This is a genomic window from Nocardia higoensis NBRC 100133 (assembly GCF_000308595.1).
In the GTDB taxonomy this organism is placed as follows: Bacteria; Actinomycetota; Actinomycetes; order Mycobacteriales; family Mycobacteriaceae; genus Nocardia; species Nocardia higoensis.
In genome coordinates this window covers 69,743-84,370 of the sequence record NZ_BAGA01000116.1, presented here as the reverse complement: position 1 = coordinate 84,370, position 14,628 = coordinate 69,743, and the positions used below count along the sequence as shown (strand labels likewise).

The 14,628-nt window shown below is 70.2% G+C and carries 11 protein-coding genes and 2 pseudogenes; 10 read left to right on the top strand and 3 right to left on the bottom strand.

Annotated features, from left to right (window positions below):
* A pseudogene (locus ON26_RS34260) lies at positions 1-472 on the top strand (hypothetical protein); the annotation flags it as partial.
* 67 nt (positions 473-539) lie between these two features.
* On the opposite strand, the gene ON26_RS21360 reads toward ON26_RS34260, so the two are convergent.
* Complete coding sequence (locus ON26_RS21360; RefSeq protein ID WP_040797986.1) at positions 540-1,025, bottom strand: glutathione peroxidase; 486 nt, start codon at positions 1,023-1,025, stop codon at positions 540-542.
* A gap of 65 nt (positions 1,026-1,090) precedes the next feature.
* A pseudogene (locus tag ON26_RS21355) lies at positions 1,091-2,688 on the bottom strand (succinic semialdehyde dehydrogenase).
* 212 nt (positions 2,689-2,900) lie between these two features.
* Between ON26_RS21355 and ON26_RS21350 the strand changes: the two are divergent.
* From ON26_RS21350 to ON26_RS21330, 5 genes are all read left to right on the top strand, one after another.
* Complete coding sequence (locus tag ON26_RS21350) at positions 2,901-4,367, top strand: aldehyde dehydrogenase (RefSeq protein WP_040797985.1); 1,467 nt, start codon at positions 2,901-2,903, stop codon at positions 4,365-4,367.
* Positions 4,368-4,411: 44 nt separating this feature from the next.
* Positions 4,412-5,161 (top strand): SDR family oxidoreductase, encoded by a 750-nt coding sequence (locus tag ON26_RS21345; protein WP_040797984.1) that lies wholly within the window; start codon positions 4,412-4,414, stop codon positions 5,159-5,161.
* Positions 5,158-6,036 carry an NAD(P)-dependent oxidoreductase gene (locus ON26_RS21340; protein WP_040797983.1) on the top strand — a complete coding sequence of 293 codons (879 nt, stop codon included), beginning with the start codon at positions 5,158-5,160 and terminating at the stop codon, positions 6,034-6,036. The genes ON26_RS21345 and ON26_RS21340 overlap by 4 nt, the downstream gene beginning before the upstream one ends.
* 49 nt (positions 6,037-6,085) lie before the next feature.
* Entirely contained in the window at positions 6,086-6,469 is a 384-nt protein-coding gene (locus ON26_RS21335; protein ID WP_051027313.1) for a carboxymuconolactone decarboxylase family protein, read from the top strand.
* A 103-nt stretch (positions 6,470-6,572) separates the two neighbouring features.
* Positions 6,573-8,042, top strand: a complete 1,470-nt coding sequence (locus ON26_RS21330) for an FAD-dependent oxidoreductase (RefSeq protein WP_040797982.1) — start codon at positions 6,573-6,575, stop codon at positions 8,040-8,042.
* Between the two features lie 45 nt (positions 8,043-8,087).
* Here the strand turns inward: ON26_RS21330 and ON26_RS21325 are convergent, their stop codons facing one another.
* On the bottom strand, positions 8,088-10,043 hold the full coding sequence (locus ON26_RS21325; protein ID WP_040797981.1) for a heavy metal translocating P-type ATPase: 1,956 nt from the start codon (positions 10,041-10,043) through the stop codon (positions 8,088-8,090).
* Between the two features lie 92 nt (positions 10,044-10,135).
* On the opposite strand from ON26_RS21325, the gene ON26_RS21320 reads away from it, so the two are divergent.
* From ON26_RS21320 to ON26_RS21305, 4 genes are all read left to right on the top strand, one after another.
* Positions 10,136-10,495 (top strand): ArsR/SmtB family transcription factor, encoded by a 360-nt coding sequence (locus tag ON26_RS21320; RefSeq protein ID WP_040797980.1) that lies wholly within the window; start codon positions 10,136-10,138, stop codon positions 10,493-10,495.
* Between the two features lie 82 nt (positions 10,496-10,577).
* Complete coding sequence (locus ON26_RS21315; RefSeq protein ID WP_040797979.1) at positions 10,578-11,156, top strand: TetR/AcrR family transcriptional regulator; 579 nt, start codon at positions 10,578-10,580, stop codon at positions 11,154-11,156.
* 106 nt (positions 11,157-11,262) lie between these two features.
* Entirely contained in the window at positions 11,263-12,039 is a 777-nt protein-coding gene (locus ON26_RS21310; protein ID WP_051027321.1) for an ABC transporter ATP-binding protein, read from the top strand.
* Positions 12,039-14,591: an ABC transporter permease gene (locus ON26_RS21305; RefSeq protein ID WP_040797978.1), complete on the top strand. Its 2,553-nt coding sequence runs from the start codon at positions 12,039-12,041 to the stop codon at positions 14,589-14,591. The genes ON26_RS21310 and ON26_RS21305 overlap by 1 nt, the downstream gene beginning before the upstream one ends.
* The last annotated feature ends 37 nt before the right edge of the window (positions 14,592-14,628 follow it).

Sequence of the window (14,628 nt, the reverse complement as noted above, 5' to 3'; positions counted from 1 at the left end):
TTCGGCCGCGCCCGCTGCGCATTCGCCGGCGCCGGACCGTGCGGCCGCGTCGGCTGCGCCGGTGCGGCCGACGCCGACCGCCCGGATGCCGTCGGCCGCTCCGGGATCGCTCGGGCCCGCGCCTCGGTACAGCGAGACGCTTCCGATAGGACCGGGGCATGGCCGGACGCGAGCGGGCGCCGCTGTCCCGCCGCCCGGCCCGTCGCCGTCACGTCCGCACGCGGGCGCGATCCTGGCGGTGGCGGGGGCGGCGGTGGCCTTGGTACTGCTGGTTGCGATCGTGCTGGTCGGCACCCGCGATCAGCCGACGCCCGGCCCGACATCCCCGCAGACCACCGTCCCCCAGCCCGTCCCGCCTGCCGCCACCGCTCCGCCCGCGGTCACCGTCTCGCCGTCGGTCGTCCCGACCGCCGCGGACGGAAACCCGGGCAAGGGCAAAGGCAAGGACAAGGACAAAGGCAAAGACAAGTGATCTTCCGTGGCGACAAGTGGTCTTTCGTGGCCGACGAGCCGGTTTCCGCGGCGCCGGCCGAGCAGCCCTACAGCGCGCTCTCGATGGCCGCGACAACCGCGGGATCGGTCGGCTCGGTGCGCGGACGGAACCGGCCGGCCACCTTTCCGTCGCGGTCGACCAGGAACTTCTCGAAGTTCCACTGGATGTCGCCCGCGCCGCCCTCGGCGTCGGCGGCCTGGGTCAGCTCCGCGTAGAGCGGGTGCCTGCCCTCGCCGTTGACCTCGGTCTTCTCCAACAGCGGGAAGTCCACGCCGTAGGTGGTGGAGCAGAACTGCTCGATCTCCTCGGCGGTGCCCGGCTCCTGGCCCATGAACTGGTTGCAGGGCACGCCCACGACGGTGAAGCCACGCTCACCGTAGGTGCGCTGCAGTTCCACCAGGCCGGTGTACTGCGGCGTCAGACCACACTTCGAGGCGACATTGACCACGAGTACCGCCTTGTCGCCTGCCAATTCGGCCAGCGTGGTCTCGTCGCCGGAGAGGGTCCGCAGCGCGATGTCGCGAATGCTCACTGGTATAGCTCCTCGATCGTTCAGGTGCGGGCCGAGCTCGTTCGGCCCGCTCCGGCGCCACGGTATCAGCGCAGCCTGGTGCGCCGCATGATCCGCAGGGTGGCCAGGGTGGACGTGATCTGCTTGTCGTAGGCCATCTGTGCGCGAGCGGTCATGACCTGGCTCTTCAACACGCCGACATTGATGGTGTCGGTGTACTTCAGCAGACCCTGATCGCCGTGCCTGGCCCCGATGCCGGAGTTCTTCACCCCGCCCGACGGGGTTGCCTTGGAGGCGTAGCTGGTGACGAAACCGTCGTTGATATTGATGTTCCCGGCCTCCAGCCGGCGCGCGACCCGCAGCGCCCTGGCCCGATCCGAACTCCACACGCTCGCGTTGAGTCCGTATTCGGTGGCATTGGCGCGGTCGATCGCTTCCTGCTCGGAGCCGACCCGGTAGACGGTGACGACCGGTCCGAAGGTCTCGGCGGTGGCGTGCGCGACGTGCGCGGGGACGTCGGTGAGCACGGTCGGCTCGTAGAAGGCCGGGCCGATGTCCGGGCGGGCCCGGCCGCCGGTGTGCACGGTCGCGCCCGCGGCCCGCGCTTCTTCCACGTGCGCCGAGACCCGGGCGAGGTGTCGGGGGAGATCAGCGATCCGAACTCCGGGGTGTAGTCGTAGCTCGCGCCGGCCTTGGCCCCGAGCTCGGCGGCGGCCTCGACGAACCGGCGCAAGAACTCCTCGTACACGCGATCGTGCACGTAGATCCGCTCGATGTGCATGCACGCCTGCCCGGAATTGGCGAAGGTCGCGAACACCGCGCCGGGGATGACCGCGTCGAGATCGGCGTCGTCGAGCACGATCAGCGGGTTCTTGCCGCCCAGTTCCAGGCTGCAGCCGATGAGATTGCGCCCGGCCCGCTCGCCGATCAGCCTGCCGGTGGCGGTGGAGCCGGTGAACATGACGAAGTCGCTGTTGTCGATCAGGTCGCCGCCGATATCGGGGCCCTCGCCGCAGACCACCTCGAACAGGCCCTCGGGCAGTCCCGCGCGGTGGAACAGCTCCACGCCGAACAGCGCGCACAAGGCGGTCTTGTTGTCCGGCTTGAGCACCACCGCGTTGCCCGCGATCAGCGCGGCGACCGCGTCGGAGAGCGCCAGTGCGAACGGGAAGTTCCACGGGGCGATCACCCCGATCACGCCCTTGGGCCGATGCTCCTCGATGGACGTGCTCAGCAGCGGAACCGTGCCGCCGTGCTTGCGCGGCTTCAGGATTCGGCGCGCGGTCTTGAGGTAGTGGCTGATGATCATCGGCACGTCGCAGGACTCTTCGAAGGCCATCCTGCGGGCCTTGCCGCAGCCGATCTGGATGAGGTCGGCGATCAGCGTGCGCTCGGTCAGGATGAGCTCGTGCGCCCGGGCGAAGACGGCCAGGCGTTGCTTCAGCGGCGTGGCGGCCCACGTGCGCTGCGCGGCGCGGGCGGTGGCGAAGGCGGCGGCCACATCCTCCGGGCGCGACTGGGGCAGTTCGCCGTACGCCGCCCCGGTATAGACCTCGGTCAGCGTGAACGGCGCTCTGGCGTCGGTGTCGCCGCCTGCCCGGACCCGTGCGGTGAGGCGGGCGATCAGTTCCGGGGTTACTCGCGCGGGCAGGGTGGCCGTCGGCGTGGTCTCGGTGCTTGTCATCGGCTCTCTCCGGGTGCTGGTGCTCGCGGGTGGTGACCGGCCGGTCCACCGTGGATCCCGTGCCTGTCCGGCGTGCGGGACGGCAACCGATTCCACCGGATCATCGCATATCCGTCCTGCGGTGAAGGCGGCAACAGTGAAACATGTTCTTGCGATGAACGCGCGAGCTGGACTATATTCCGTACACCTGTCCAGACAGCATCGGAGCGATCATGAGCGGTCTTCCCACCGACGGCACGCGCCTGTTCATCGACGGCAAGACGGTGCCCGGCGGCGCGGGTGACTTCGACACGGTGAACCCGGCCACGGAGGAAGTCCTCGGTACGGCGGCCAACGGGTCGGGCGCGGATATGGACGCCGCGATCGGCGCCGCGCGGGCCGCCTTCGATCGGACCGACTGGTCGACCAACCACGAATTCCGGGTGCGCTGCCTCGAACAGTTGCGCACCGCCATCCAGGAGCGGATCGAGGACGTCCGCGCGGTCACCGTCGCCGAGGCGGGCGCGCCGGTCATGCTGACCAGCGGTCCGCAGCTCGAGGGTCCGGTCGCGGACCTGGAATTCCCCACGAATCTGGCGGCGAGCTACGAGTGGGAGCGCGATCTCGGCGAGGCGAGCCCGATGGGCATCAGGACCCACCGGCGGCTGCGCCGGGAGGCGGTCGGGGTGGTCGGCGCGATCACCCCGTGGAACTTCCCGCACCAGATCACCTTCGCCAAGCTCGGCCCCGCGCTGGCCGCGGGCAATACCGTGGTGCTCAAACCGGCGCCCGACACACCCTGGTGCGCGGCTGTGCTCGGCCCGATCATTGCCGAGCACACCGACATCCCGCCGGGCGTGATCAATATCGTCACCTCCGCCGACCATCAGCTCGGCAGTCAGCTGTCCGGCGATCCGCGCGTGGACATGGTCAGCTTCACCGGCTCCACCGCGACCGGCCGTACCGTCATGGCCACCGCCGCCGCGACGGTCAAGAAGACCTTCCTGGAACTGGGCGGCAAGTCCGCCTTCCTCGTGCTCGAGGACGCCGACCTGGGCGCCGCGGTGTCGATGGCGGCGTTCTCGGTGTGCGTGCACGCGGGTCAGGGCTGTGCGCTGAGCACCCGCCTGCTGGTGCCCAACAGCCGCTACGACGAGGCCGTGCAGATCGCCGCCGCCACCATGGGCGGGATCGAGCCGGGTGATCCGTCCAGTAAGCGCACCGTCTGTGGTCCGCTCATCTCCGCGCGTCAGCGCGACCGGGTGCAGCACTACATCGACATCGCCCGCGCCGAGGGCGGGCGGATCGTGACCGGCGGCGGCCGCCCCGCCGACCGCGACCGCGGCTACTTCATCGAGCCCACCCTGATCACCGGTCTGGACAACACCGCGACGGTGGCGCGCGAGGAGATCTTCGGCCCTGTCCTGGTGGTGATCGGCTACGACACCGACGACGAGGCCGTCGCGATCGCCAACGATTCCCCCTACGGCCTGTCCGGCTCGATCTACGGCACCGATCCCGAGCGCATCGCCGCGGTCGCCAACCGTGTCCGCACCGGCACACTCGGCGTCAACGGCGGCATCTGGTACAGCGCCGATGTGCCCTTCGGCGGCTACAAGCAGTCCGGCATCGGACGTGAGATGGGCACAGCCGGGTTCGAGGAATATCTGGAGACCAAGCTGATCGCCACCGCGGTCTGAGCAACGAACAACCCACTGTTCCACCGACTTTCGAGGAGCCCGATATGGGGCGTTTCACCGACCGGACCGTCATCGTCACCGGCGCGGCGCAGGGCATCGGCGCCGCCTACGCCGCCGCCCTGGCCGGCGAGGGCGCGAATGTGGTTGTCGCCGACCGCAATATCGACGCGGGTAAGACCGTCGCCGCCGATATCACCGCGAACGGCGGCAGCGCGATCTTCGCCGAGGTCGACGTCGCCGATCCCGATTCCGCCGCCGCGCTCGCCGAAACCACCGCGCAGCGCTTCGGCCGCATCGACCACCTGGTCAACAATGCCGCCATCTACGGCGACATGAAGCTCGACCTGCTGATCACCGTCCCGTGGGACTACTACAAGAGGTTCATGTCGGTGAACATGGACGGCGCGCTCAATGTGACCCGCGCGGTCTACCCGCACATGAAGAAGGCGGGCGGCTCGATCGTCAACCAGTCCTCCACCGCCGCCTGGGTCTACTCCGGCTTCTACGGCCTGGCCAAGGCCGGGGTCAACAGCCTCACCCAGCAGCTCGCGGTGGAACTCGGCGGCAACAACATCCGCGTCAACGCGATCGCTCCCGGGCCGATCGACACCGATGCCACCAAGACCGTGACTCCCGGCAGTATCGTCGAGGACATGGTCAAGCGCCTGCCGCTCAAGCGCATGGGCACGCCGCAAGATCTCATCGGAGCCTGCCTCTACCTGCTCTCCGACGAGGCGTCCTGGGTGACCGGGCAGATCTTCAATATCGACGGCGGACAGATCATCCGGTCATGAGCGACAAACGAATCGGTTTCATCGGCCTGGGCAATATGGGCGCGCCCATGGCGCAGCGCCTGCTGGCCTGGCCCGGCGGGCTCACCGTCTGCGATATGCGTCCCGACGTGGTCGCGCCGTTCACCGAAGCCGGTGCGAGGGCGGTGGATTCCGCGGCCGCCGTCGCCGCGGATGCCGAGGTGGTCTCGGTCGCGGTGCTCGACGACGATCAGGTGCGCGGCGTGGTCACCGGCTCCGACGGCATCCTGAGCAGCGCGCAGCCGGGCACGGTGATCGCGGTGCACTCCACCATCTCCGACCGCACCGCCGAAGAACTGGCCGCCGTCTGCGCCGAACGCGGCGTCGACCTGGTGGACGCGCCGGTCAGCGGCGGCGCGGGCGGCGCGAAGAGCGGTCGGCTCGCGGTCATGGTCGGTGGCTCGGAGGCCGCCTTCGAGCGGGTGCGCGAGCCCTTCGGCTCGTTCGCCGATCTGGTCGTGCACGCCGGTCCGGTGGGCGCGGGTACCCGGATGAAGCTGGCCCGCAACCTGCTGCACTTCGTCGCCTTCACCGCCGCCACCGAGTCGCAGCGGCTGGCCGAATCGGCCGGGCTCGATATCACCGCCCTGGGCAAGGTGGTCCGTCATTCCGACGCGGTGACCGGCGGCGCAGGCGCGATCATGCTGCGCGAGAGCACCGCGCCGATCCAGGAGGGCGATTTCTGGCTGCCCATCCTCGGTCATGTGCGCGATCTGGGCGAGAAGGATCTCGGCCTGGCACTCGGACTGGGCGAGCGGCTCGGCGTCGAATTGCCGCTGGCCGCACTGGCTTTGCGCAATCTGGGTGAGGGGCTCGGCGTGGGTCCGGGCGCCCTCGCGCGAGAAGCGCGGAGCTGATGAAGGGGCAGGGCTGATGGAAGGCAGGGCCGATGAAAGGGCAGGGCCGATGAGCAGCGGCGAACCGGTGGCAGGAGTGGAACCGGCTGCGGCAGGCGGCGAATCGCTGCCCGGCGAGGGCTCCGGCGCGGCGGGACCGGGGCTGAGCGAGCGCGACCGCAAGCTGCTGTTGCTCGGCGCGCTCACCGAGCAGAACCGCGTCGACGACGCCGCCGATCAGATGCGCGCCGCGCTCGAATCCGACGAGCTGACCGAGGCGCAACTGCACGAGATCGCGATCTTCCTGTGCCACTACGTCGGCTGGCCGCGTGGCACCTCGCTCGACATGCGAGTCGGCTCGGTGGTCGGCCGGTGGAAGAAGGCCCGCCGCGCCGCCGAAGCCGATGGTGCCGAAGCGAGTCGGGCCGCCGCGGCCGAATCCGTTCAGAACTGACCGCCACCGGAGTCGACCGCCGCCGACCCCCGCCTGTCGCCTCGCGACCGGGACACCACCCCGGCGGCCGAGACACCGCACACGACCGAGATACGAGGTAACCATGTCCGATGCCAAGTCCCTGCGCCCGCTGCGTGCCGCCGAGGTCACCGATTGGGGGCCGGGCGCCGATGTCGTGATCGCCGGATACGGCATCGCCGGGGTGTGCGCCGCGATCGAGGCCGCGCGCGCCGGTGCGTCGGTGCTCATCCTGGAGCGCACCAGCGGCTGGGGCGGGGCCGCGGCGATGTCGGGCGGATTCATCTACCTGGGCGGCGGCACCCCGCTGCAGCAGGCGCTCGGCTTCGAAGACACCGCCGAGAACATGGAGAAGTTCCTCACCGCCGCGCTCGGGCCCGGCGTGGACAAGGCCAAGATCGCCGACTACAGCCGTGGCTCGGTGGAGCACTACAACTGGCTGGTCTCCTGCGGGGTGCCGTTCAAGGAGGAGTTCTGGGGCGAACCCGGCTGGGAACCCCCGCACGACGAGGGCCTGATGTACTCCGGCGGCGAGAACGCCGCACCGTTCAACACCGAGATCCCGCCCGCGCCGCGCGGCCACGTGCCGCAGTACGCGAACAAGCGCATCGCTCAGCGTGGCGGCGGCTACATGCTGATGAAGCCGTTGGCCGAGACCGCCGAGGAACTCGGCGTGCGGGTGCAGTACGACACCAGGATCCGCAGACTGGTCGTCGACGACGACGGCCGGGTCGTCGGCCTCGCCGCCACCCGATTCGGCAAAGAGGTGGTGATCAGGGCCGAACGCGGGGTGGTCCTGGCCACCGGCAGCTTCGCCTATGCCGGCGAGATGATCGAGGGCTTCGCGCCCCGCCTGATCGGCCGCCCCGCCGCCGCCATCGAGGAACACGACGGCATCGGCATCCGCGTCGCCCAGGCACTCGGCGCCGACCTCGCCCACATGGACGCCACCGAGGTCGCCTTCATCGCCGACCCGCAGTTGCTGGCGCGCGGCATCCTCGTCAACGGCCGCGGCCAGCGCTACGTCACCGAGGACACCTACCCGGGCCGCATCGGCCAGGCCACCCTCATCCAGCAGGACAACCAGGCGTACCTGGTGATCGACGAGCAGTCCTACGAGGAAGCGCTGAAGACCGTCAGCGCCACCCACTTCTTCCGTCAGCCGCCCACCTGGGCGGCCGAATCGGTCGAGGAACTGGAATCCGAGATGGGCCTGCCCGCCGGCGCGCTGCAGACCACCGTGGAGGTCTACAACCGGCACGCCGCCGACGGCGTGGACCCGTTGCTCGGCAAGAAGCCCGAGTGGGTGCGTCCCATCGGCACGCCGCTGGCGGGCTTCGACCTGCGCGGTATGACAGCCGGTTTCACGCTCGGCGGCCTGCGCACCGACCTGGATTCGCGCGTCCTGCACGTCAGCGGCGAACCCATCCCCGGCCTGTTCGCCGCGGGCCGTTGCACCTCCGGTCTCGCCGCGGGGGGATATGTCAGCGGTGCCTCCCTCGGCGACGGCAGCTTCTACGGCCGTCGCGCGGGGGTCGCCGCCGCCAAGAACTGACGCCTGCACGCGTTCGCGCCGAAGGCGGTACTCGGCCGAGATCGTTCAGGCGCGGCTCGCCCGGTCCCAGGCGGACCGGCGCAGCAGGCGGAGTCCGTTGAGACCGACGAGGATCGTCGAGCCCTCGTGGCCCGCCACGCCGAGCGGCAGCGGCAGGGTGCCGACGAGATCCCAGATCACCAGTACGCCGATGAACGTCGCGGCGATGCACAAGTTCGCGACGACCACCCGGTGTGCTCGCCGGGACAGCGCCATGACGGCGGCCACGGCGCGGAGGTCGTCGCGGACGACGACGGCGTCGGCGGTCTGCAGCGTGAGGTCCGAGCCCGCGCCGCCCATCGCGACGCCCGCGTCGGCGGCGGCCAGTGCGGGCGCGTCGTTGACGCCGTCGCCCACCACGACGACGCGGTGCCCACCGGCCTGCAGCTCGCGCACAACGGCGACCTTCTCGTCGGGCAGCAGTCCGGCGCGCACGCCGCCGATGCCGAGCGGGCCGGCGATCCGGTCGGCGGCGGCCTCGTTGTCGCCGCTGAGCAGCACCGCCTCGGTGCCGGTGACCCGGCGGGTTGCCGCGATCGCGTCCGCGGCCTCCGGGCGCACGGTGTCGGTGAGGGCCAGCGCACCCACGAGCCCGTCCTCGCAGGTCACCACCACGACGGTGTGTCCGCGCGCCTGCAATTCCCCGACCGCGGCGGGCCAGGGAAGGTGGCGATCGGGCAGCAGCGCGGCGGGGGAGCCGACGGCGATGCGTCTGCCGTCGACGGTCGCGCCGACGCCGCGCCCGGGGCGGGCCTGGAATCCAGTCGTGGCGGGCAGCGAGAGCGCTCGATCGTGGGCGGCGCGCAGGATCGCCCCGGCGAGCGGGTGCTCGCTCAGCTGCTCCGCGGCGGCGGCCAGGCGCAGCAGGTCGTCGCTGTCGAAGCGCGGATCGAGCGACACGATCTCGGCCACCTCGGGGACGCCGCGGGTCAGCGTCCCGGTCTTGTCGAACGCGACCCGGTCGGCGGCGCCCAGCTGTTCCATCACCACCGCGGATTTCACCAGGACACCGTTGCGGCCCGCGGTGGCGATGGCCGCCAGCAGTGGTGGCATGGTCGCCAGCACCACCGCGCACGGCGAGGCCACGATCATGAAGGTCATCGCGCGCAGCAGTGCGCGTTCCAGTGTGTCGCCGAGCGTCAGCGGGACGGCGAAGACCGCGACGGTGGCCACGACCATGGCGATCGAATACCGCTGCTCGATCTTCTCGATGAACAGCTGCGTCTTCGCCTTGGTGCGGCCCGCTTGCTCGACCAGCGCCGAGATCCGTGCCAGCACGGAGTCCGTCGCGCGCCGATCGACCCGGATGCGCAGGGCGCCGGTGCCGTTGAGCGTGCCCGCGAACACCTCGTCGCCCGCGGTCTTGTCCACCGGCAGCGGCTCGCCGGTGATCGTGGCCTGATCGACCTCGCTCCCGCCGTCGAGCACCGTCGCGTCGGCCGCGATGCGCTCGCCCGGCCGCACCACCAGGATGTCGCCGACCTCCACATCCGCGGCGCGCACCCGGCGCTCGCGACCGTCGGCCTCGACGCGGGTCGTGGTCTCCGGGGCCAGGCCGAGCAGTCCGCGCAGCGAGTCTTCGGTGCGTGCGGTCGCCAGCGCCTCCAATGCGCCGGAGACGGCGAAGATGACGATCAGCAGCGCGCCGTCGGTGACCTGCCCGATCGCCGCCGCCCCGATCGCGGCTACCACCATCAGCAGATCGACGTCCAGCGTCCGGTTCCGCAGCGCCCGCAGGCCCGCCCGGCCCGGCTCCCAGCCGCCTGCGGCGTAGCAGGCCAGATACAGCGTCCAGTACACCGGCTCCGGTGCTCCCGCCAGCTGAGCGCCGAGCCCGAGCGCGAACAACCCGAGCGCCAGCGCGGCCCAGCGTGTCTCGGGCAGCGAGAAGATCCGGGTGCGGCGCAACGGTACGGCATCCGGTGGAGCCGGACGCGATGGCGTGATGGTCGGTACGGCCACGGTTTCTCCTGACGCAGAGCGAATCGACGCAGAACATACCAGAACAAATGAAGATGTATTCATATGTAGTTCGCCGGGTAGAATCCGCCGGCATGGGACACGGAGTCGGCGGACGCGACAGGGCCGCGCGCCTCGACTCCGAGACCGCCGCCCAGGTCGCCACCACCTTGCAGGCGCTGGCCACGCCGAGTCGGCTGATGATCCTCACCCGGTTGCGCCAGGAACCCATGCGCGTCACCGAACTGGCCGAGTCCGTCGGCATGGAGCAGTCGGCGGTCTCCCACCAGTTGCGTCTGCTGCGCAATCTCGGGCTGGTGGTCGGCACCAGGACCGGCCGGTCCATCGTCTACAGCCTCTACGACAACCACGTCGCGCAACTGCTCGACGAGGCCGTCTATCACAGTGAACACCTGCGGCTGGGGCTTTCGGAATCCCCGGAGGCCGCGAGCTGACCGTGGCTCGCGGGCGGTGCCGTTCGTGGCGCGACGGTCGCGGGAACATGCGGCGCTCGCTGTCCTGATACTGTCTGGACACATGTCCGAAAAACAATCCGTCCCGGTCGAGGCCACCAGGAGGCGGCTGAGCGGGAAGCAGGCCGACACCGTCGACAAGCTGACGAAGGCGGCGGTGGAGGTCCTCTCGCGCGAGGGATTCGCGGGCATGACGATCCGGCTGGTCGCCGCGGCGGCCGGGGTCGGCACGGCTACCGCCTACACCTACTTCTCGTCCAAGGAACATCTGGTCGCGGAGATCTTCTGGCGCAGGCTGGTGGCCTCGCCGAGCCCGGCCAGTGATTCCGGCGACCCGGTGGTGCGGGTGATCGCCGAGCTGCGCGATATCGCCATGCTGGTGGCCGACGAGCAGGAATTGTCCGGGGCGGTCACCAGCGCGCTGCTCGGCCGCGATCCCGATGTGGCGCATCTGCGCGATCGGATCGGCGCGGAGATCCGCAAGCGCATCGTGCGCGCGCTCGGGCCGGACGCGGATCCGGACATCGTGGAATCACTCGAACTGCTCTACGCGGGCGCGCTGGTCCGCGCGGGGATGGGATACGGATCGTATTCGCAGATCGCCGACCGCATCGAGAAGTCGGCGTTGATGATCCTGCGATAGAACGCCGGCCGAGACCGTCGGCGCAGCTCGCGCGCACGTGCGTTCAGGGGACGCTGGGTGATTTCCCCGATGGCGCGCGGCGGGACGGCACGACAGACTGGTGGGCATGACTTCGCAAGCTGTGGACGTGCAATCCGAGGAGCCGGCTCGTCCAGGGGAGATAGCGGCGCGCGCCATCGACGTGACCAAGCTGTACGGTTCGGCGGACACGCAGGTCAGGGCGCTGGACGGGATCACCGTCGAGTTCGCCAAGGGCGAGTTCACCGCCATCATGGGGCCGTCGGGCTCGGGCAAGTCCACCCTGATGCACTGCCTGGCCGGCCTGGACAGCGCGACCTCCGGCGTCGTGCGGATCGGTGACACCGACCTGACCGACCTCAACGACAAGCAGATGACCGCACTCCGGCGCGACCGCATCGGCTTCGTCTTCCAGGCGTTCAACCTCGTGCCGACCCTGACCGCGCAGGAGAACATCACCCTGCCGCTGGACATCGCGGGCCGAACCGCCGACAAGGAGTGGCTCGACACCGTGGTGAAGCGGCTCGGCCTGGAGAACCGGCTGACCCACCGTCCCAGCGAGCTGTCCGGCGGTCAGCAGCAGCGGGTCGCGTGCGCGCGTGCGCTGGCAGGCAAGCCGGAGATCATCTTCGGCGACGAACCCACCGGCAACCTGGACTCCCGCTCCAGCGGCGAGGTGCTGTCGATCCTGCGCGCCGCCGTGGACGAGTTCGACCAGACCGTCGTGATCGTCACCCACGAACCGCACGCGGCCGCCTACGCCGACCGCGTCGTGTTCCTGGCCGACGGCCGCATCGTGGACGAACTGCGCGATCCCACCGCGGACTCCGTGCTCGACCGGATGAAGGCACTGGAGAAGGTCTGATGGCATCGTCTCCGATGCGCAAGGTCGCCTTGCGCAACCTGGCCGCGCACAAGGTGCGCCTGGCCCTGACCCTGCTCTCGGTCGTGCTCGGCACGGCCTTCATCGCCGGGTCGTTCGTCTTCACCGATACCCTGCAGCGCACTTTCGACGGCATCTTCGCCGGCGAGGCCAAGGGCGTGGACGTGCGGGTGAGCCCGGAGGATATGCAGTCCTTCGGCGTCCCGCTCGACGTGGTCGAGCAGGTGAAACAGACCGAGGGCGTGCGGGCGGTGGCCCCCGCGGTCAACGGCGTGATCCTGCTGCTCGACCCGGCGGGGGAGAAGCCGGTGCAGACCGGCGGCGCTCCCAGCGTCGGCGCGTCCTACCTCCCGCCGGACCAGGCCGTCGGCGAGACCGAGACCTTCGTCGAAGGCGTTCCGCCCGGCCGCCCCGGTGAGGTCGCCATCAACACCGGCGCCGCGGAACGGGCCGGTCTGCGGGTCGGCGACCGGACCAAGGTCCTGATCCCCTCGGCGGGCGCCCAGCAGCAGCCCGTGATCGACGTGACGGTGACCGGCATCTACCGAGTCCCCACCGATACCGGTGGGTTCGTCGGCCTGCTCTTCGAGGATTCGCAGGCCCGCCGATTGTTCACCGACGGAACGCACGTGGCGCACATCGACATCGCCGCCGCGCCCGGGGTGAACCCCGACGAACTGCGCGACCGTCTCGCCGCGGCCCTGCCCGACTACGCGGTCCGCAATGCCGAGCAGGTGCGCGCGGACCTGCAGGCGCAGATCTCCGAAGCGCTGAAGTTCATCAACTACTTCCTGCTCGCCTTCGGCGCCATCGCGCTCATCGTGGGCACCTTCATCATCTACAACACCTTCTCGATGATCGTCGCCCAGCGGCTGCGCGAACTGGCGCTGCTGAGAGCCATCGGCGCCTCCAGGCGTCAGGTCGGCAATTCCGTGGTCGCCGAAGCGCTGGTCATCGGCGTGATCGGCAGCCTGCTGGGTCTGGCGGGCGGCATCGCCCTGGCCTTCGGGCTGTCCACGCTGCTCAACGCCTTCGACCTCGGCGTGCCGACCGGTTCGATGGCGGTGCTGCCCCGCACGGTGCTGGTCGCGCTGCTGGTCGGCCTGCTGGTCACCGTGATCAGTGCCTACGCGCCCGCGCGGCGGGCCTCGAAGATCCCGCCGGTGGAGGCGATGCGTGAGGAATTCGCCTCGGCGGGCGACTCCCTGCAGGTCCGCACCCTCATCGGCGTCGTTCTCGCGGTGATCGGCACGGGCTTGGTGGTGCTCGGCGCGCAGTCGACCGGCGGCACCGCCGCGACCATCGTCGGCATCGGCGCGCTGGCGCTGATCCTGGCGGTGCTGCTGGCCTCTCCCGCGCTGTCGCAGCCGGTGGTCGGCGCACTCGGCGCACTCTTCAAGCCCTTCGGGCCGGTCGGGCGGATGGCGCGCAACAACGCCGTGCGCAATCCGCGCCGCACCGCCGCGACCGCCTTCGCGCTCACCCTGGGCCTCATGCTGGTCACCGCGATCGGCATGCTCGGCGCCTCGGCCAAGGAGAGCATCGGCGTGCTCGTCGACAAGGGCGTGCAGTCCGATTTCGTGCTCGTCGGGCCGTCGCAGCAGTTGATCGGCCTGCCGCTCGCGGTGCCGGACGCGGTGCGCCAGAACGTGCCCGATGCCGCGGAGGTGGTCGGTTTCCGTGGCGTGGCGGTGCGCATCGGCGACGACCGGACCACCGGCGTCTCCCCGGATGTGCCGATCGGCGGCGCGCTGAACTACGAGATACTCGAGGGCACCGGCACACTCGGCGACCGCGACATCCTCGTCTCGCAGAAGGAGGCCGAGGAACGCGGTCTGAGCGCGGGGCAGAACATCGAACTCACCGGGCTCGACCGCAACCAGAAGGTGTCGGTCACCGTCGCGGGCATCTACCGGGACACCCCGCTGCTCTCGCAACTGGTGGTGCCGCCCGCGGTCTACGACGAGGTGACGCCGCCGGCGTTCCGCAGCAACTTCTTCGTCCTGGTCACCGCGAAGGAGGGCGCCGATCCCGCGGCACTGCGCGCCGAACTCGAGGATGCCACCGATCAGTTCGTGATCGTGCAGGTCCAGGACCGCGAGGAGTTCAAGGGCGCCCAGGGCCAGCAGATCAACACCATGCTGGCCATCCTCTACGGCCTGCTCGCCCTGGCGGTGGTGATCGCCATCCTCGGCATCATCAACACCCTGGCGCTGTCGGTGGTGGAGCGGCGCCGGGAGATCGGCATGCTGCGCGCGGTCGGGGCGCTGCGTTCCCAGATCCGGCGCACGATCTATCTGGAATCGGTGCTCATCGCGGTGTTCGGCGCGATCGTCGGCGTGATCCTCGGCCTCGGCCTCGGCGTCGGATTCCTGCGCACGCTGCGCGATTTCGGCATCGACCAGATCGCCGTCCCGTGGGATCAGCTGATCGCGGTGCTCATCTCCGCGGCAGTCGTGGGTGTGCTGGCCGCGGTGTGGCCCGCGATTCGCGCGGCCCGCACACCACCGCTGGCGGCCATCGCCGATCTCTGACGGAGTTCACCGGGCGAGCGCGCGACGCATCCGTCGC